General features: G+C 68.9%; 16 protein-coding genes. 9 read left to right on the top strand and 7 right to left on the bottom strand.

Going from position 1 to position 19,005, the window contains the following annotated elements; translation table 11 throughout:
• From V7050_RS07955 to V7050_RS07935, 5 genes are all read right to left on the bottom strand, one after another.
• Positions 1–422 (bottom strand): alanine racemase (locus V7050_RS07955; RefSeq protein WP_324410444.1); only part of this gene is annotated, 422 nt, incomplete at its 3' end.
• Positions 423–461: 39 nt separating this feature from the next.
• Entirely contained in the window at positions 462–1,217 is a 756-nt protein-coding gene (locus V7050_RS07950; protein ID WP_324365450.1) for an ABC transporter ATP-binding protein, read from the bottom strand.
• The gene (locus V7050_RS07945; protein ID WP_324365451.1) at positions 1,217–1,948 is read right to left on the bottom strand and encodes an ABC transporter permease; all 732 of its coding nucleotides are present in this window, start codon (positions 1,946–1,948) and stop codon (positions 1,217–1,219) included. The genes V7050_RS07950 and V7050_RS07945 overlap by 1 nt, the downstream gene beginning before the upstream one ends.
• Before the next feature lies 1 nt (position 1,949).
• Positions 1,950–2,645: an ABC transporter permease gene (locus tag V7050_RS07940; RefSeq protein WP_324365464.1), complete on the bottom strand. Its 696-nt coding sequence runs from the start codon at positions 2,643–2,645 to the stop codon at positions 1,950–1,952.
• Positions 2,646–2,719: 74 nt separating this feature from the next.
• Positions 2,720–3,505 carry an ABC transporter substrate-binding protein gene (locus V7050_RS07935; protein WP_324365452.1) on the bottom strand — a complete coding sequence of 262 codons (786 nt, stop codon included), beginning with the start codon at positions 3,503–3,505 and terminating at the stop codon, positions 2,720–2,722.
• Positions 3,506–3,799: 294 nt separating this feature from the next.
• Here V7050_RS07935 and V7050_RS07930 point away from each other — a divergent pair, with 294 nt between their 5' ends.
• Positions 3,800–4,153 (top strand): hypothetical protein, encoded by a 354-nt coding sequence (locus V7050_RS07930; protein WP_324365453.1) that lies wholly within the window; start codon positions 3,800–3,802, stop codon positions 4,151–4,153.
• Positions 4,154–4,239: 86 nt separating this feature from the next.
• Here the strand turns inward: V7050_RS07930 and V7050_RS07925 are convergent, their stop codons facing one another.
• Entirely contained in the window at positions 4,240–5,691 is a 1,452-nt protein-coding gene (locus V7050_RS07925) for a biotin carboxylase (RefSeq protein WP_324365454.1), read from the bottom strand.
• Between the two features lie 682 nt (positions 5,692–6,373).
• Here V7050_RS07925 and V7050_RS07920 point away from each other — a divergent pair.
• The 8 genes from V7050_RS07920 to dtd all read left to right on the top strand — a co-directional run bounded on the left by V7050_RS07920 (position 6,374) and on the right by dtd (position 12,801).
• Positions 6,374–7,267, top strand: coding sequence for a carbon-nitrogen hydrolase family protein (locus tag V7050_RS07920; RefSeq protein WP_324365455.1), 894 nt, complete (start codon positions 6,374–6,376; stop codon positions 7,265–7,267).
• A gap of 459 nt (positions 7,268–7,726) precedes the next feature.
• Complete coding sequence (locus V7050_RS07915; protein ID WP_324365456.1) at positions 7,727–8,536, top strand: carbon-nitrogen hydrolase family protein; 810 nt, start codon at positions 7,727–7,729, stop codon at positions 8,534–8,536.
• A complete protein-coding gene (locus tag V7050_RS07910; RefSeq protein ID WP_324365457.1) occupies positions 8,533–10,191 on the top strand; it encodes a flavin monoamine oxidase family protein in 1,659 nt (552 codons plus the stop codon). The genes V7050_RS07915 and V7050_RS07910 overlap by 4 nt, the downstream gene beginning before the upstream one ends.
• A 154-nt stretch (positions 10,192–10,345) precedes the next feature.
• Positions 10,346–10,537 carry a hypothetical protein gene (locus V7050_RS07905; protein ID WP_324365458.1) on the top strand — a complete coding sequence of 64 codons (192 nt, stop codon included), beginning with the start codon at positions 10,346–10,348 and terminating at the stop codon, positions 10,535–10,537.
• Positions 10,534–10,818 (top strand): FAD-binding protein, encoded by a 285-nt coding sequence (locus V7050_RS07900; RefSeq protein ID WP_324365459.1) that lies wholly within the window; start codon positions 10,534–10,536, stop codon positions 10,816–10,818. The genes V7050_RS07905 and V7050_RS07900 overlap by 4 nt, the downstream gene beginning before the upstream one ends.
• Positions 10,761–11,627, top strand: a complete 867-nt coding sequence (locus V7050_RS07895) for a hypothetical protein (protein WP_324365460.1) — start codon at positions 10,761–10,763, stop codon at positions 11,625–11,627. Before V7050_RS07900 ends, V7050_RS07895 begins: the two co-directional genes overlap by 58 nt.
• The gene (locus V7050_RS07890) at positions 11,624–11,848 is read left to right on the top strand and encodes a hypothetical protein (protein WP_324365461.1); all 225 of its coding nucleotides are present in this window, start codon (positions 11,624–11,626) and stop codon (positions 11,846–11,848) included. The genes V7050_RS07895 and V7050_RS07890 overlap by 4 nt, the downstream gene beginning before the upstream one ends.
• A 509-nt stretch (positions 11,849–12,357) precedes the next feature.
• Positions 12,358–12,801 (top strand): D-aminoacyl-tRNA deacylase, encoded by a 444-nt coding sequence (dtd, locus tag V7050_RS07885; protein ID WP_324365462.1) that lies wholly within the window; start codon positions 12,358–12,360, stop codon positions 12,799–12,801.
• A 187-nt stretch (positions 12,802–12,988) separates the two neighbouring features.
• Here dtd and V7050_RS07880 read toward each other — a convergent pair.
• Positions 12,989–19,005: autotransporter outer membrane beta-barrel domain-containing protein (locus tag V7050_RS07880; protein ID WP_324410442.1), on the bottom strand; the 6,017-nt coding region annotated here is incomplete at its 5' end.

Raw genomic sequence — 19,005 nt, 5'->3', positions numbered from 1 at the left:
GGCATCAGCTCCTCCGCCGACACGCCCTCGCGCCGGTCGCCCATCTCCAGCATCACGATCACGTCGTGCACCCGGGCCTGCTGCACCGCGGCGGTGTCGAGCGCCTCGAGCACCGCGCGCTCCGAGTTCAGGCTGGCGTCGCAGAGCCGCACCACATCCGGCGCCTCCGTGATCGACGGGATGCGCAGCATCATGATCGGGCATGTCAGGCCGCCGCGGCGCAACCTGCGCACGTTGTCGATGCGCGATTCGCCGAGCCCCGTGGCGCCGCCGCGCAGCATCGCGCGGCCCACCATCGGCAGGCCGCCGGTCGCCTTGGTGACGCCGTAGACCGCAACACCCCGGGCGGCGCAGCGGCTGACGATCGCACGGGTGTTCTCCGCGATCGCCTCGAGATCGATGGCTATGGTCGGCGCAGGCATGGGCTTTCCAGGATTGACCGATCCGGCCGTGGCGCCGGATCAGCGGACGTCGGCGATGAACTTCTGGAAGACCTCGGTCCTGGGGGAGCCAAACATCTCCTTGGGCGGACCCTGCTCGGCGATCTTGCCCTTGTGCATGAAGACGACCTCGGTGGAGACGTCCCGGGCGAAGCTCATCTCGTGGGTGACCACGATCATGGTCCGGCCCTCGGCGGCGAGCGACTGCATGACCCGTAGCACCTCGCCGACCAGCTCGGGGTCGAGCGCCGAGGTCGGCTCGTCGAAGAGGATCGCGTCGGGCTCCATGCAGAGCGCCCTGGCGATGGCCACCCGCTGCTGCTGGCCGCCGGAGAGCTGCGAGGGATACATGTTCATCCGCTCGGCGAGGCCCACGCGCACCAGCAGCGCCTCGGCACGCTCCTTGACCTCCGCCTTCGGCTGCTTGAGCACGTGGATCGGCCCCTCCATGACGTTCTCGATCGCGGTGCGATGGGTCCAGAGATTGAACTGCTGGAAGACCATGCCGAGCCGCTGGCGCGCGCGCTCCACCTGGCGCATGTCGGTCGGATGGCCGTTCTTGACGACGATTTCCTCGCCGTGCACCGAGACCTTGCCCGAGGTCGGCGGATCGAGCATGTTGAGGCAGCGCAGGAAGGTCGACTTGCCCGACCCCGACGAGCCGAGGATCGAGATCACGTCGTGATTGCGTGCCTCCAGCGTGATGCCTTTGAGCACCTCGAGCGAGCCGAAGGACTTGCAGATGTCCTCGGCCTTCAGAACCACTGCCTCGGCCATCAAGCGGTCTCCCTTTTCGTCATCGCTCCGAGAAGCGAAGGCCGTTTTCCGTGGATATGCGGGCTCAGGCGATGCTCCAAGCGGCGCCAGATCCAGACGAAGGCGGCGGTGAGACAGAGATAGAGTACCGCGGCCCAGATATAGACGGAGAAGTCGAAGGTCTTCTGGAAGATCGCCCGCGTCTGGCCCATCAGATCGAATACCGTCACCACGCTCGCCAGCGCGCTCGCCTTGACCAAGAGGATGATCTCGTTGCCGAGCGCCGGCCAGGCGATGCGATAGGCGTGCGGAAAGACGATGCGCCGCAGGCTCATGATGTAGCTCATGCCCACCGCCTTGCCCGCCTCGATCTCGCCATGGGGCACGCCCATGATACCGCCGCGCAGGATTTCGGTCTGATAGGCGGTGGAATTCATCACGAAGGCGAGCAGCGCGCAGTTGAACGGCTCGCGGAAGAAGTTCCAGAGCCCGATGTCCTGCAGGAACGGCCGGAACTGACCGGAGCCGTAGTAGATCAGGAACATCTGCGCGAGCAGCGGCGTCCCGCGCATGAACGAGATATAGAAGCGCAGCGGAACCTGCGCCGCCGGCCCGCCGTTCACGCGCACCAGCGCCAGCAGCGGCGCAAGGACTCCGGCGATGATGGCGCCGAGGCCGGCGAGCTTGATGGTGATGCCGACGCCCGAAAGGAGGTCCGGCCAGAACTGGGCGAGTACACCGAAGACGTCCATCTCAGGCCCTCCTTACGCCGCGGTTCGCCCGCTTCTCGAGCCGCGCCAGCACGATCTCGGAGATCACGCAGAGCGCCCAGTAGATCAGGCAGGCGGCGAGGAAGAAGGTGAAGGGCTGCTTGGTGGAGCGCACCGCCACCTGGGTCATGCGCATCAGGTCATCGAGGGCGATGACGGAGACGAGCGCGGTATCCTTGAGCAGGTTGATCCAGAGATTGCCGAGCCCGGGCAGGGCGAAGCGCCAGACCTGGGGCAGCATGATGCGGAAGAAGACCTGGGTCGGCCGCATGCCGACCGCCTTGCCCGCCTCCATCTGCCCCTTGTTGAGCGACTGGAAGGCGCCGCGCAGCACCTCACCGGCGAAGGCACCGAAGACGAGGCCGAGGGCGATGACGCCGGCCACGAAGGAACTGAGCTCGACCCGCGCGTCGGGGTTCCACGAGCTCACGATGGAGTTCAGCAGGAGCCCGAGGCCGTTGTAGACCACGAAGAGCGTGAGCAGCTCCGGCAGCCCGCGCATGATGGTGGTATAGCCGGTGCCGATCGCCCGCAGCCATCGGTAAGGCGACAGCGAGGCTCCGGCGGCCGCGAAGCCGAGCACGAGCCCGACCGGCAGCGCCGTCAGCGCCAGCTGGATGGTGACGAGAAGGCCTTGCAGGAGCTGGTCGCCCCAGCCGGCCTCGCCGAATGAGAACACTTCTAGCAAGTGCCGATCTCCCCCGCCCGTTGCGGCGCGGCGATCTCAGGCCGCCGCACCGGCTCCCGCGATCGTCAGCTCGAGGCCTTCATGGTGAAGACGTCGATCGGGAAGTACTTGTCGTTGATGGTCTTGTAGGTTCCATCCGCGCGGATCGCCTCGAGGGCGGCGTTCAGTTTCTCCCGCAGTTCGTTGTCTTCCTGGCGAACGGCGATCCCGACCCCGTCGCCCACGTACTGCGCATCGGTGATCGGCTCGCCGATGATCTCGCAGCAGGTGCCGTCGTCGGTGTTGTTGAGCCAGTCGAGCAGCGGCAGCATGTCGCCGACCTGAAGGTCGAGCCGACCGCTGGCAAGGTCGAGATTGACCTCGTCCTGGGTCGGATAGAGCCGGATGTCGGCGCTGGGATAGGCCACCTCGACGAAGTTGGCCTGGGTGGTGCCCGACTGGGCGCCGATCACCAGGCCCGACATCGCCTCGTCGGTGAACTCCGTGATGCCGGATTCCTTGGGCGCCACATGGGCCATGGCGGCCGTGTAATAGGGGTCGGTGAAGGCGACCTGGCTCTTCCGCTCCTCGGTGATGAACATCGAGGCGATGATTAGGTCGTATTTCTTGGCGAGCAGCCCGGGGATGATCCCGTCCCAGTCCTGGGCGACGACCTCGCATTCGACGCCCATCTGCGCACAGAGCGCCAGGCCGATCTCGACGTCGAACCCGGTGACCGTTCCGGAGGAGTCGATGAAGTTGAACGGAGGATAGGCGCCCTCCGTGCCGAGGCGAAGCTTTTCCTGCGCGGTGGCTGCGGTGCCGAAGGCAATGACCGCGGCCGCCGCGAATGCCAAGTGACGTATCGCCATCTGCGTTCTCCCTATTGTTAGATATGCTTGCATGTTTGTTCGATTTGATTGCATGCGGTCCCTGAGGCCATCTTGCACACTTGAACGGCAAAGGAAATCGTAAATGCCCCCGCCTCGGTCCCGCCGCTCGGACCGGGGTGCGCGCACCGAAAACCGTCGCCGCCGCCGGGCGATAGCGCGGTCCCGGGCGATGCCTGGGACCGGAGTCCGGGCATATTCCGGCCGGTCGAGCGATACGGCCGTTGATTCGGTTCGACGTATCCGCAAACTGTCAAGTGGAAGCAGGGAGGCCAGATGCAACCAAGGATCGTCGCGACCCTTGCGGTTACCCAGGCAGAAATCCCCGAGCTCGTGGCGGGCTATCGCATCACCGCCTATCCGGTGATCGTGCGGACCGAACGCCAGCACCTCGGGGGCGGGTTCGGCGACCAGGCGCGCCGCCCCTTCACCTGGTCGGTGCTGCTGCAGGTGGATGGCCAATGGGCCCGGGTGGAAAGCACCCGCGGCGCCGTGCGCGAATGGGGCAGCCTCGACCGCCTGGAACGCTGGCTGCGCTCCCATGGATTTCGCTACTTCTGGCTGCAGAACGAGCTCGACCCCTTCGAGACCCCCGAGGCCGAGACGCCCTTCCGTACCGGCCTGAAATAGCGAGGATCCGGCAGGGGATCCCCGCCGCAGGCAAACGGTTCACGGCAGCAGATGCGCCGTGAACCGCATCAAGGCATGGCGCGCGGCTAGTACCACTTGCCGGAGGAGAAGTCCGGCGGCGGCACCATATGGACCTGCGGCGCCGGCGGCACGCTGGAGAACTGCGCCTTGATCCCGGCGTTCCAGAGCTTCGCGCGCTCGAGAAGCTCACGGTCCGCGGTCTGCATCCGGCCGCGGGTCATCAGGATGCCCAGATCGGCGCCATGGTAGCAGTACTCGCCCACGCCGTAGACCCGCAGGTAGAAGGCCTCGCTCTCGTCGCCGATGCTGGTGACGTTGAGCGCCGGGCGCTGGAACTGCACCCCGTCGGGGCCGAGCTTCCAGATGCCCGATTGCGGCGCCTTGGTGATCAGCTCGACCTTGTCCTCGGTCTGCTTCAGGACGAGCTGGGTCCAGTTGTCGTAGTGGGTCCAGCGCTCCTGAATCGCCGCGAGGTCGAGCTCCCAGTCCACATCGAGATATTCGAGCAGGTGGAACAGGAAGAGCGGACAGCCGCCATAGGTGGTGGTGATGAGGTTCGTCGGGGGCGAGGCGCCGCTGATTCGCGGGTTGAGCTCGCCCAGGTAGACCTCGTTCGTGTCGGTATCGAGCAGGAAGTCGAGGCAGAAGACGCCCTTGTAGCCCTCGCCGTAGAGCCGGTCGCCGAACTTCCGCGCCATCTCTCGCACCTTGTCCGGAACCCCTTCGGGCAGGATGTCCGGCGCCATGTCGTTGCCGCACCAGCCGCCCTTGTAGGGGGTGATCTCCTCGAAGCCGGTGATGTCGGTCATCACCGGCCCGACCAGCGTTCCGTGCCGGGTGGCGCAGCCCTCGATGGTGCCCGGCAGGTGGTTGATGCGCTTCATCACCTTGAGCTCTTCGCCGCGCATCTTCGGCGCGTAGCGGTCCCAGTCGGCTTCCGACTTCACGAAGAAGGTGGTGCGCCCGGAATCCCCGTAGGGCGTCTGCACGACGAGGTCCGAGCCGAGCCCGGCGCTCTCGGCAAGCTCGGTCAGTTCGGCATAGCTCTCCGCCCGGCCCATGGTGTTCGGGGCCGAGGCCACGCCGGCCTCGTTGCCGAGCCGCGTGGTCTCGATCTTCGAGTCGAGCCGGTTGCGCAGGTCATATGATGGCAGGGCGATGTCGATGCCGACCTCCTCGCAGAGCTGCTCGGTCTCGTCGTCGAACATCACGAAGAGCGCCTTGCCCCTCGGCTTGGCTTTCACCTGGGCGCGGAAGTCGGGGTGATCGACGAGATAGTTCGCCACATCCTCCATGGACTTGAACTCCGGCGCCTGGCTGGTGCGCGGAACGAAGCAGCGCGGATGTGCCCCCTCGAAGATATCGAAGTAGTTGATGTACTCGAGCGCCCCGACCCACTGATCGAGGCCCAGCAGACTGAATGGAGTGGGGGTGATGACGTAGATCGGCGTTTCGTTGCGCCTGAGATAGCGGTAGATTTCGCTCAGGTTCCTGAGTTTCGGCCGGTCTGTGCCCATGATCCCTCCCACTGCACTTGCTTCCCGTCGTTGGGGGTGGCCACGGCATGCGATGCCCGGCCCCGCCGCCGCAAGCATCGCGCCGGGCGTCTCGCCGCGTCAAGCGCCAAGTCCCGCGCCGGCCGAGCCGCCGCGGCGACACGGGTCGGCCATCATGGGCCATGGTGCCCCTGGAAACCAGAGTGTGAACCCAGGCCCTCGAGCCGTGCCGACAGCGTGCAACAAGGCGCCACGGGGCCGAAGATCCCTGGAAGCGATGCGTGAGATGGTGGTTTCGTGGCCGATTCGCATCGGGTCCGCCGCTGTGCTTCGTGACGCATTGACAAACGATCCCCTGACATCAGATCGTGTGCATTATGGACCATGATGATCGACACGCGCGGCGGAGTTCGGAATGGCTTGCGACAATTCCCATCGGGTCGGCCGCAGGGATGACGCCAGGGTTTCGCGCGACTGCCTGCGCGCCGGGCCGCATGGCGGCGCCGGGTGGTCGCGCGCTCGCAACCGCGACCTGGGCCCGAGGTTGCACGAGGCCAGGTCAGTGTCGGGAGGCAGGCCCGGGCGCGACGCGGCCCGGCTCGTCGAAGGGAAAGCCCGAGGGGAGACGTTGCCGGCCGGAGTCCGGGACGTACATAGCTATGCAGATCGGTGCCGGGTCGGCCCGGCGCATTGAGAGGAAGCCATGACCCACTTCGCTATCGCCGGGATCCAGATGTACCTCGGCATGAACAACAACATCGAACACATCCGCGCGCGGCTGGACGTGCTGATGCATCTCTATCCCTGGACCCAGATGGTGGTGTTGAGCGAGCTGGCCGCCCATGGGCCGGCGCTGCATTCGGCACAGCCCGCCGGGGGCGAGATGGAGACCGACTTTCAGGAGATGGCCCGCCGGCACAAGATCTGGCTGGTAGCCGGCTCGGTGTTCGAGAAGCGGGACGGCCGGATCTACAACACCACCCCGGTCTTCGGCCCGGACGGCGAGGAGGTCGCACGCTACAGCAAGATGTTCCCCTTCGCGCCCTATGAGGTCGGCACGACCCCGGGCGAGGAGTTCTGCGTCTTCGACGTGCCCGGTGTCGGGCGCTTCGGCCTCGCCATCTGCTACGACATCTGGTTCCCGGAGATCGCGCGCACCCTGACCGCGAAGGGCGCGGAGGTGATCCTCAACCCGGTGCTGGCCCATTTCATGGACCGCTACGCCGATCTCTCGATCGCCCAGGCCACGGGCGCGATGTTCCAGAGCTACGTGTTCCACATCAACGGGCTCGGGGTGGGCGGCAACGGCCAGTCCGTGATCGTCGACCCGAGCGGCCGGGTGCTGCATCAGGCCGGCACGCACGAGGCCCTCATGCCCATCGAGATCGACCTCGGGCTGGTCAGGCGCCAGCGCGAGCGGGGCTTGCTCGGGCTCGGGCAGCCGCTGAAGAGCTTCCGGGACTGCAAGGTGGACTTCACCGTCTACGACCGTGAGCGGTTCGATCATGGCTACCTGAACGAACTGGGGCCGCTCGAGAAGCCGGCGCGGGCGGAGTCGGCGCCGATTCCGGCCGCCATGCGGCAGGCGGCGGAATAGGGAGGACCCTCGGCCGCAGAGCGGGAAACGCATTTGCCGGAGCTTTCAGGCGATGCTAACCTTGGCGGCGGCCTCTGCGGCACGGGACGTCGACCGGGGCGAGAGACGACCAATCGATGGCGAGAAGCAATGCGTCCGTGCCGCAAGGTGTTCCCTCCAGTGCGACCCATGGCATCCGGGCCGATGGCAGCGTATTGCAGGACGTGTTCCGGGCGCCGCGATCCGACCGGCGCAGCGCCATCGATGCGATCGCGGCGTCGACCGGCCGCGAAGTCCGATAGACGGTCGCGGCATTCGTCGCCGAATCCGAGGCGCATCGCGTGATCCTCGCCTCCTGCGGTATCCGCCCCGAGGTGGTTCGGCGTCTGTCGCCGACCGGCGGGTTCAGGCGGCCGGATGCTCTCCAGCCATCATACACCGGTGCCCGAACGCCGAGGCCGGCAGCATGAGGAGGTGTCGATGCGCATAGCCGTTGACCAGTGGCGGCCCGTGGCCGGTGGGAGTCCCGCGGGTCTCGCGCGTCTGAATGCGGCTGCCGGACGCGCCGCGGCAGGTGGTGCCGACCTGCTGATGGTGCCGGAGATGGCGCTGACCGGCTATAATATCGGCGCCGAGGCCGTTCGCGCCGCCGCCGATCCCGAGAACGGGCCGGTGACCGCCGCCGTGGGCGCCATCGCCCGCAGGCACGGTCTTGCGGTCCTGGCGGGCTTTCCACGCCTTTCCGGGGGTCGGGTCCTGAACACCGTGAATCTGATGGACCGCAACGGTACGCTCCGGGCGAGCTATGCCAAGACGCATCTCTACGGTGCGGTCGACAGGAAGCAGTTCACCGCCGGCCCCGAGATCGTCGCGCCCGTGGAGCTCGGCGGCTGGAAGCTCGGCCTGGCGATCTGCTACGATATCGAGTTTCCAGAGGTGGCCCGCGCACTGGCACTGGCCGGGGCGGAGGCGATCCTCGCCCCGACCGCCAACATGGCGCCCTACGAGACCGTTGCGACCCGGCTGGTGCCGGCCCGGGCCGAGGAGAACACGGTCTTCCTGGCCTATGCCAATTACTCCGGGCGCGAGGGCGAGTTCGAGTATTTCGGGCTTTCCTGCGTCTGCGGACCGGACGGGAACGATGTGGCCCGCGCCGGACAGGGCGAGGAGATGGTCTTCGCCGACCTCGACCGGGAGGCCCTGGCGAAGACGCGACGGCTCGCCACCCATCTGGCGGACCGTCGCCCGGATCTCTACGGATCGCTGACTACAGGGGGAGAGAAGAGATGAACGAACAAAAGCCGGTCACGATGTTCGGGCCCGATTTTCCATTCGGGTTCGACGAATGGATCTCGCATCCGGCGGGCCTGGGCTCGATACCTGCGGAGCGGCACGGCACGAAGGTCGCGATCATCGGCGCGGGCATCTCCGGCATCCTCTGCGGCTACGAGCTGATGCGCATGGGCCTGCACCCGGTGCTCTACGAGAGCGGGCAGGTCGGCGGGCGGCTCCGGTCGCAGCCCTTCGAGGGTGCCGACGGGGTGATCGCCGAGCTCGGCGGCATGCGCTTCCCGGTGTCCTCGACCGGCTTCTACCATTACGTCGACAAGCTCGGGCTGGAGAGCCGGCCGTTCCCGAACCCGCTGACGCCGGCGGCGGGCTCGACGGTCATCGACCTCGCCGGCGAGACCCATTACGCGGAGACGCTCCAGGATCTGCCGCCGCTCTTCCGCGAGGTGGCGACGGCCTATGACAGGGCGCTCGAGGACGGGGCGAAGTTCACGGACCTCAAGCAGGCGATCCGCGATCGCGATGCCGGCCGGGTCAAGGAGATCTGGAACCCGCTCGTCAGGGCCTGGGACGAGCGCACCTTCTACGACTTCGTCGCCTCTTCGGCCGCCTTCCAGGAACTGTCGTTCCGGCATCGCGAAGTCTTCGGGCAGGTGGGTTTCGGAACCGGCGGCTGGGATTCCGACTTCCCGAACTCGATGCTGGAGATCCTGCGCGTCAACGTGACCGAGCAGGACGAAAACCAGCGCTTCATCCTCGGCGGCGTCGAGCAGGTGCCGCAGATGCTCTGGCGGCGGGAGCCGGAGAACATGGTCTACTGGCCGAAGGGCACGACCCTGATCGGCCTGCACGCCGGGGCACCGCGGCCGGGCGTGCGCCGCCTCTCCCGGGACGATGCCGGGCGGCTGTCGATCACCGACCAATGGGGGCGCAGCGAGAGCTTCGACGCGGTCATCGTGACCTGTCAGAGCTGGCTCTTGTCGACGGCGATCGACACCGAGGAGCGGCTGTTCAGCCAAGAGATGTGGATGGCGCTCGACCGGACGCGCTACATGCAGAGCTCCAAGACCTTCGTCATGGTCGATCGGCCGTTCTGGCGCGACCGCGACCCGGAGACCGGGCGGCGGGTGATGTCGATGACGCTGACCGACCGGCTGACGCGGGGGACGTATCTCTTCGATCTGGGGGAGGACAAGCCGGGGGTGATCTGCCTGACCTATTCGTGGATGTCGGACGCGCTGAAGATGCTGCCCCTGCCGGTGGAGCGGCGCGTCGAGCTGGCGCTGGGGGCGCTCGAGAAGATCTATCCGACGCTTGACATCCGCAGCCATATCGTCGGCGACCCGATCACCGTGAGCTGGGAGAGCGACCCGAACTTCCTGGGCGCGTTCAAGGGGGCGCTGCCGGGGCATTACCGCTACAACCACCGCATGTACGGGCATTTCATGCAGGGCGACCTGCCGCCCGAGCAGCGCGGGCTGTTCCTCTGCGGCGACGACGTGAGCTGGACACCGGCCTGGGTGGAGGGCGCGGTGCATACGGCGCTGAACGTGGTCTGGGGGGTGATGACCCATTTCGGCGGCCGGACCCATGCCGACAATCCGGGGCCGGGCGACCGCTGGGACGAACTCGGACCGGTCGCCATTTCCGACTGATACGATCTCCATCCGACCGACTCGCCGCAACGACCAATCTCGTGCTCCCGGCGCGCCGGCCGGGGGCGGCGTCCCGCGGCGGGACATGGGCGTTGTTGCAAGGAGTCTGCTGAGGTTGCATTGCCCCCTTTCCCCGCGGTGTCTGGCGATCCTGATGCTGTGGGGCATGGCGAGGGCGGTAAAGCGGTCGATGCAGCGCACGGCGACAGCGGCTTCGGCTTTCTGGTTGTCGAGGGTCGACATCCAGCCGCAGCCCATCGAGCGCGCCGAGATCGATCACCATATCGGCCTGCGCCGCGATGCCGGTGAAATGAAGCGCGCAGCGCGCGCGTCGAACCGGCCGTGACCAACGCGCTGATGGTCGCCGCCCTCGATCGCCATGGCCTTGCCTTCCCGCTGGGCCATTGTGGCAGCGTGGCCATGAGCGGCTACCTCCTCGGCGGCGGCATCGGCCGGAATGCCTGTGACTGGGGCTTCGCCTGCTTTCTCGTGACGGCGGTCGAGGTGGTTCTGGCGGATGGGCGTCTTGCGACCGCGTCGGAGGCCGAGAACGCGAGATCTTCTGGGCGGTGCGCAGTGCGGGGCCCGGCTTTTTCGGGATCGTCACCGCCTATCACGTCGCGCTGAAGCAGGCGGCCAAGTCGATCACGACGGTTGTCTGCGACTATGGGGCCGGAGCCGTGGCGGAATTGTCCGCCTGGGCGGAGGCCGCCATGGCGACCGCGCCGCGCAATGTGGAGTTCACCGCGAAGGTTGTGGCAGGTCCGGCCGGCCCGGTCATCGCGGCCATTGCGACCGTCTTCGCCTTCGCCGATGCGGAAGCCCGGGTGGTGCACGACCGTCTCGCCGAGAATGCGCCGCAGGCGCTCGAGGTCGTGGGGCCGCTCGTCATGCCGTTTCCCGCGCTCTTCGGTGCAACGGACGCGGACGTTCCGGCCGGCCGCCGCTACCGCGTCGATTCCTTTTGGTCGGAGAGCCAACTCGGGCCGATCCTGGCGCAGGTGGTGGCGGACATGGTCTCAGCACCGTCGGCCGAGACCTTCGCGGTGATCTCGCTGCGCCACAACGCCGCGCCCATCCCGACCGATGCGGCGATGTCCTGCGACGGACGGATCTTCGGGGTCGTCTACCGCATCTGGACGGAGCCGGATGACGACGACGCGAGCGCGGCCTGGCTCCGTGCCACGATCGAGGCGATCACGCCGTTCTGTTCGTCCGCCTATGTCGGCCTTGCCGATCTCGACCGGCCGGGGCGCAGGTTGCCGACCCACGGACCCGAGGCAGGGCTTCGGCTCGAAGTGCTTCGCGCACGCTTCGATCCGAACGGGACCTTCGCGACGCCGAACTTTTCGGCCGCCCTCGCCGCCGAACGACGCCAGAGGCGCCGACGATTCGCAGCGCGCCGCCTTCCCCGACACATGGACCGAGATCGATGAGACCTTCCTTCGCCATCCTCGCCCTTGTCGCCGGTGCCTTGGGCATTGGCGCGGCCAAGGCCGACCCTTCGGACCCGATCGCCCGTGGCGCGTATCTCGCCACCGTCATGGACTGCGCGGGCCGCCACATTCCGCGCGGCGCCGATGGGGCCCCTCTCGTCGAAGCCGGGCTGTCCGGCGGGAGCGTGGGGTTCGAGATCTGGGGCGTGGGCGTCTTCTAGGCCCCCAATCTCACACCGAGCGCAAGCGGCCTTGGCGGCTGGACCGAACCGGAGATTGCCGCCGCGATCACGGGCGGTCTGCGTCCCGACGGCCGAAGCCTTGCACCAGCCATGCCCTGGCCGTCGTATGCGGCGCTGAGCGCGGATGTTACTGCCGCCCTCGTCGCCTATCTGCGCTCGCTTTCTCCCGTCGATGCTCCGAGGGTCGAGCCCGTCCCGGAGGCCGCCGCGGCAACGGCGCCCTTCTACCGGGTAGTCGTTCCGGGAAACTGACCCCAGATCCGGTCCCGACGACCCGCTCCGGCGGGGTCGTGCTCCAGGGACCGGACCGAACGCCTGCGCGCCATTGCTGCACGCCGAGGCGACATTCCTTCGCCTCGTCATCCTCCCGGTCCGGGGCGACGTGCATCGGCGATTGACCGGGCCAGGCGGAAGCACTCCCTTGCGAAGCTCGGGCGACACTGGCACCGTCGCCGTCGACCGGGCACCGGGGGCGGGAGGAGCGGAGCATGCGAGCGCTGATCCAGCGGACATCCGGCGCGACCGTCTCCATCGACGGGCAGGCCGTGGGCGAGATCGGGAAGGGCCTCGTCGTCTTCGTCTGCGCGATGCGCGGGGACGGCGAGGATCAGAGCGCGTGGCTTGCCCGGAAGACGGTCAACCTGCGCATCTTCCGCGACCAAGCCGGCCGCATGAACCGCTCGCTGCTCGACGTGGCAGGGGCCGCGCTCGTCGTCAGCCAGTTCACCTTGGCGGCCGAGACGAAAGGCAACCGCCCGGGCTTCTCGACGGCCGCCTCGCCCGAGGCGGGAGAGCCCCTCTACGAGCACTTCGCCACACAGATCCGGAGCCACGGCGTCGCGGTGGCCACCGGCTCCTTCGGCGCCGACATGGCCGTATCCCTCGTCAACGACGGTCCGGTGACCATCTGGCTCGACACCACGACGCAATGAGCGACCGGAGGATCGACCAGGCGCGCCGCCCTGCTCCCGTGATGGCGTCTCGGCGTCGGCCATCCTCCCTTGAGAGCTCCCATCCGGTCGATCCAGCCCACTCGCTCTCTCCGCTCTCGGGGGCGACCGCCAATATCGGGATCATCCTTCGGGCCGGTCCGCATCGGCGCGGTTCCGCAGAGGTTTCTCAGAAGCGCATCGTCCAGTTCACTCCGAGACCGTGCAAGGTCGAGTGTTCGCTGAAGACCCCATGATATCCCAGCTCCACCCGCGAGCTCGAATTCTCCGCGCCGATGTCCAGGCCGGCGTTCACGCGGCCCAATAGCCGGTCGAAGCCGGCGGCATTCTGGAAGCGCCCCGCCGAATCCGGTGCCCCGATGAAGGCCGAGTCGATCTCGAGGCGGTCCGTGTCGAAGAGCGTGAATCCGCCGCGCAGGAACGGGTGGATGAGCGCGCCGGCATCGCTCCGATAGGTCCCGCCGACCTCCACGCTGGGCGACATGCTCAGGACCCATTCGCTGGTGCTGCCCACCTCCATGCCGAAGGCGGCTTCCCCGGATTCGTCCGACTGGCTGGCATAGATGTAGCTTGCGTCGAGCTCGATCGACGGCCGGGCATAGACCCGGCTCCCCGGGTTCTCCAGGGTATAGGCTGCCCGCAGCCCGAGATTGGCCTGAGTGATCGTCTGGCTCGATTCCGTCGAATCGAGCGAGACCGCGCTCCCGTCCGGCAGAATGCCCGACACGCCCACGTAGCGCGTGCTCTCGAACTGGCCGAAGCTGCCGGTCAGCGCGGCGCCGAGCACGAGCGACCCGGTCCGCCGGAAGACCGAGACCCCGAGGTGGCCGCGGTCGGCGTCGCTCGAAAAGCTGTCGCCGCTCGTCACGTCGAGGTTCTCGTAGCCGAGCGCGAAACCCGCGGTCCAGATGTCGTCGACGGCGCGCTCCACGCCCCCGATCAAGCTGTTGCTGCGGATCCCGAGGCTCCGGTAGCCGTCATAGGGATCCTGCTCGAACCGCTCGCCCTGGGTCTCCAGCCACCAGCATTCGCCGCGCGCGAGGTCGAATTCGCGGGACTTGCGGCGCTCGCAATCGCCGATCCCGGCGGCAAAGCCCAGTCCGGAGAAGAGGGTCGCGACGCGGTTGGCGGCATAGCCCTCGGTCGCCAGTCGATCGAGGGTGTCGGCCACCTCGCCGGCATCCGTCATGTTCCCGATCAGGGCGAAGAGCGGCCCCAGCGCGGCCGAGCCGTCGCCGGTCAGGATCGCGTTGATGTGGTCGCCGACCGCCCCCTGGTTCCCGGTCATCCCCGGCAGGGAGAAGTCGGGGCTGGCGGCCAGCTCGATCGATCCGATGGCGATCGAATAATCGATCGTCGCGGTGTCGAGAACCGTGGCGCCCCTGTCCACGGCGGTGCCGCCGGATTCGATGATCGTCAGCGGAAAGAGCCGCTCGAGGCTCAGGAGCGTCGGCTCCACCAGCCCGTCGAAGGTCACCGAGCCCGTGGTCCGGATCAGGTCGCTGCCGTCGCCCGCCGCGCCGCTGGCCCGGTAGCTGACATCGATCTGGAACCGGCTGGTCGGGGTCATCAGGAGCGAGCCGACCAGCGTCGTGGTCTGCGGCAGGTTCCGGGTGGTGGTGAAGTCCGACCGGCTGGCCGAGGCGCCGAGCCCGGACTGCACCACGTCGCCGCCCGGCACCAGCAGCCCGGCGTTGGTGAGCAGGCCGTCGCGCCCGAGATCCAGTGTCTCGTGGGTCACCAGCGTCCCGGACGCGGAATTGGTGAAGCGGTTCCTGCCTTCGCCGAGATCGATGTTGCCGACCACACCCGACTTCGAGACGATGCGGTCGTTGCCGCCGTTGCCGGTGATCGCGACGTTGTTCAGCGCGAAGACGAAGCCGTTCCTGCCGAGATCGACGCGGTTGTCCGAGCCGCCGGTGATGGCGATCGCCGCGGCCCCGGCTCCCGATCCGCCCTTGATGACGCCATCGAGGTCGAGGGCGACGCGGCCGCCGCCGTTCCTGCCCTCGGACTGGGCGAGGATCGCGACGCCCCCGGCGGCATCGGCGACGACATTGCCGTCGGCCGTGAGCGCGATGGCGCCGCCGCTGCCGTCGCCGCCCGCGGATCCGCGGAAGACCTGGTCCACGAGGCCGCCGCCGCCGCCGAGGCTCTGGGCGAGGATGCCGATGGCGCCCGCGCCGGCGGCATGAACGGTTCCCGACTGGACGAGGCTGATGTCGCCGCCGTCGCCGGCATTGTCGGCGCTCCTCGTCACCGTGAGCGCCGCGGCATCGAGGTCGGTCCGGACATAGCCGCCGCCGCCGCCGATCGACTGCAGCACGATGCCGTCCGATCCGCTGCCTGCCGCGAGCACGGCGCCGGCATTGGCCAGCGTGATGTCGCCGCCGTCGCCGCTGGAGCCGTCGGAGGCGCCGATCTCGACCTCGGCGCGCGTGAGCCCGGTCAGATAGGTCTGCCCCCCGCCGGCTCCGATGCTCTGCAGCACCAGCCCGGGGGAATGATCCCCGAGCGTGACCGTCTCGCCGCTGAGGTCGAGGTCGAGGTCGCCGCCGGGATTGTTGAAGCTCGGATCGGCGCCGAGCGCCAAGGCGGCCGTGGCCTTCGCCTGCGCCGAAGCGGCGCCCCTGCTCACCGCGGTCGCGAGACGGCCGCCGCCGCCGCCGATCGACTGGACCGAGACCGCCTGCGACTGGCTGCCGATCGTGGCCACGCTGCCCCTCCGGGCAAGGGTGACGTCGCCGCCGCCGGCATCGTCGGTGTCCTTGGCGCCGAGATTGAGGTCGAGCGCGATCGCCGAGCTCGGGTCGAGCACGAAGGCCGCGCCGCCATTGCCGCCGCCGCCGCCGATGCTCTGGGTCAGCGAGGCGACGGAGCGGTCGCCCCGGGTCGAGAGATTGCCCGAATGGGCGGCCTCGACGGCACTGCCGGCGGTCTGGTCGGAATCGTCGCCGCCGAGGCTGATCGAGCCCGCGAGCGCCGGCGCCGTGCCGGTCTCCGCGGTGCCGCTGGTGAAGGTGCCGAAATCGACGAAGGTATCCACATTGCCGCCGCCGCCATTGACCGTCTGGGTCAGGATCGCCTGGGCGTTGGTCCCGCTCATCGCGATGTCGCCGCTGCTGTCGACGGTGACCGTCCCGGCGGTGCCCTTGGCGCCTTCCCGCGCGCCGAGGACCGTGGAGAAGAGATAGTCGAGCGCCATGGCCGCGGGCGCCGAGACCGAGAATCCGGCCGAGCCGCCGCCGCCGCCGACCGATTGCGCGAAGATGCCATAGGCGTCGTCGCCGCCGACGGCGATCGTGCCGCTGTGCCTGACCACGACGTCGCCGCCATCGGCCCCGTCGCCACCGGCGCCGCCGACGGCGATCTTCGAATAGGACTTGCCCGCGGCCCGGTTGGCCAGATCGTTGCCGGAGAGCGACATCGCCAGGCCGCCGTCGCCGCCGCCGCCGCCGACCGATTGCGCCAGCACGCCGTAGGCCTTGGCGCCGCTCACGGCGATGGCGCCGGCGTTCCGGACCGTGACCGCGCCGCCGGTGTTGCCGCTGCCGCCCGCGCCCCCGAGGGCGAAGCCGAGCGAGGGGTCGCCTTCGGTGCCGGACTTGATGCTGAGCGTGCCGATCACCGAGGTGCCCCCGATGCCGCCGCCGCCGCCGACCGATTGCGCGACGATGCCATGCGCCGCCCCGCCGGTCGTCGCGATCTGCCCCCGGTTGGTGACCGCCACCGTCCCGCCGGTGCCGCCCTGGCCGCCGGTGCCGCCGATGGCGAGCTGCGCCCCGCGCGCCTGCTTCGCCCCGGCGCCGGGCTTGCTGAGCGACACCGAGATGACATTGCCGCCCTGGCCGCCACCGCCGCCGACCGATTGCGCGAGCACGCCGTGGCTCTCGCTGCCGAGGGTCGCGATCAGGGCGCCGCTGTCGTTGACGACGCTCACGTCGCCGGCCGCGCCGCCCGTGCCCCCGGTGCCGCCGAGAAGCATGGCGTTGTTCGAGGTATTGTCGGCCGAGGTGCCCAGGAAGATGTTGGTCACGTTCTGGGCATCGCCGCCGCCGCCGCCGACGGCCTGGGCGTAGATCCCGGCCGATTTCGTGCTCCGGGTTCGGATCTCGCCCTGGTTGGCGACCGAGACGTCGCCGGAAACCGCGCCGGTGCCGCCGGTGCCGCCCACAGAGATGCTCGCCTGGTTGCCGATGCTGCCGCGGAGGTTGACGATGTTGTTCTGGACCAGCCCGCCCTTGCCGCCGCCGCCGCCCACGGATTGCGCGAAGATGCCGTGCGCGCTGCCGCCATAGGTGCCGATCGTGCCCTGGTTGACCACGTCGACCTGGTCCGAGGCCATCCCGGCGCCGCCCGACCCGCCGATGCTGAGCGAGGCCGTGGTGCCGATGTCCGAGCCCTTGACCGTGTTCTTGAGAAAGGACATCGCCGTGACGCCGGACTTGGCATAGCCGCCGGTGCCGCCGGCGCCGCCGACCGATTGCGCCAGGATGCCGATCGAGCGGTCCGCGCCGGTCAGGATCCCGGCGGTGCTGGCGACGGAGACCTTGCCGCCGGTGCCGCCAGTGCCGCCGGTCCCGCCGATCGAGATCGAGAGCGACTTGCCCGCCCCGGCCGAGCCGCTAGCGCCGCCGCCGGTGCCGCCGCCGCCGCCGACCGACTGGGCAAAGACCCCGTGGGCATCGGTGCCGAGCGTGGTCAGCGCGCCCGTGGCCGCCACGTCCACGTCGCCGGCCGCACCGCCCTGCCCGCCCTCGAGCCCGACGCTCAGCTTGAAGCTGCTTCCCTTGTCGTCCGAGGTCTTCGGGGTGCCGAGCGTCACCGAGGTCGCGGTGGAATTGCCGCCGCCGTTGCCGACCGACTGGGCGAAGAGCCCGTGCGAGCGGTCGCCCTGCGTCAGCACCGTTCCCTCCGAGCTGGCATGGACCGATCCGGCGGCGCCGCCGGTGCCGCCGGTGCGGCCGATCTGGATCGCTACCGAGCCGCCCTCGCCCGCGTTCGTCAGGCTCGAATAGCCGGCATTGCCGCCGCCGCCGCCGACCGACTGGGCGAAGATGCCGTGGGAATCGGCGCCCGTGGTGACGACCGCGCCGACATTGTCGAGCGTGACCGCCGCGCCCGTCCCGCCGTCGCCGGTGCCGCCCCCGACCGCCAGGCCGAAGCCCTTGGTCTGCTCGGAATTGCCGGATTGGTAGATCATGCCGAAATTGAGCGCGGCATTGCCGCCGCCGCCGCCGAGGGATTGGCCGAAGACGCCGTGGCTGCTGTCGTCAAGGGTGAGCACGTCGCCGAAATGCGCGATATCGACCGTGCCCGCATTGCCGGCGTTCCCGGCGGAGCCGCCGATGGCGAAGAGACCGGACACCGAGGTCTTCTCCCCGCCCGCCGGCGTCGGGTTGGTCTTGCCTTCGAGTTCGTCGAGCACGCTGTTGTAGTTCGCGATGACCGAAGCGTCGACGCCGGTATGGGTGGGCGTCTTGCGGTCGCTGGAGCTGCCGCTGTCGCTCTTCGAACCCGCCGCCTTGCTGAACCCGAGCACCGCGTTCACGCCCGCGTCGCCGCCGCCGCCGCCGATGCTCGACGCCTCGATGCCGTTCGCGCCGACGCCGTCCGTGGTGATGAGCCCGGCCACCGCGGCGGCGGAGCCGCGCGTGACGGTGACGCTGCCCGCGTCCCCGCCGCCCGCGCCGAAGCCGCCGACGCCGATGCCGACCGGCGAGGAGTTCTTGGTCCCGATCGCGGTGACATTGACGCCGCCGGTGCCGCCGCCGCCGCCCAGCGACTGCGCGAAGAGGCCCCGGGCGTGATAGCCGGTCGCGGTGATGTCGCCGTCCGAGGTCACCGCGACATCGCCCGCATCCGCGCCGAGGCCGCCATGGCCGCCGAGCCCCGCGACGATGCTGAGATCGGTCGCGCCGTCCGAGGTCTTCGAGCCGTTCCAGTTGAGCTGGCCCGAGACGTTGAGCGCGCCGTTGCCGCCGCCGCCGGCGACCGATTGCGCGAAGATGCCGTGCTTCCAGTTCCCCGCGACGTCGATGACGCCGGCATGATCGACCGTGACACCGCCCGAGACATTGCCCGCGCCGCCGAAGCCGCCGATGCCGAAGGTGATGCTGGGGATCTTGCCGTCCTTGTTGATGGCGACCCCGCCCGAGACGTTCAGCCCGCCGTTGCCGCCGCCGC

Origin of the sequence: Amaricoccus sp. (genome assembly GCF_036846665.1) — a bacterium.
Lineage (GTDB): Bacteria > Pseudomonadota > Alphaproteobacteria > Rhodobacterales > Rhodobacteraceae > Amaricoccus.
The sequence above is the reverse complement of the archived record's forward strand: the minus strand, read 5'-3'. Positions and strand labels throughout refer to the sequence as shown.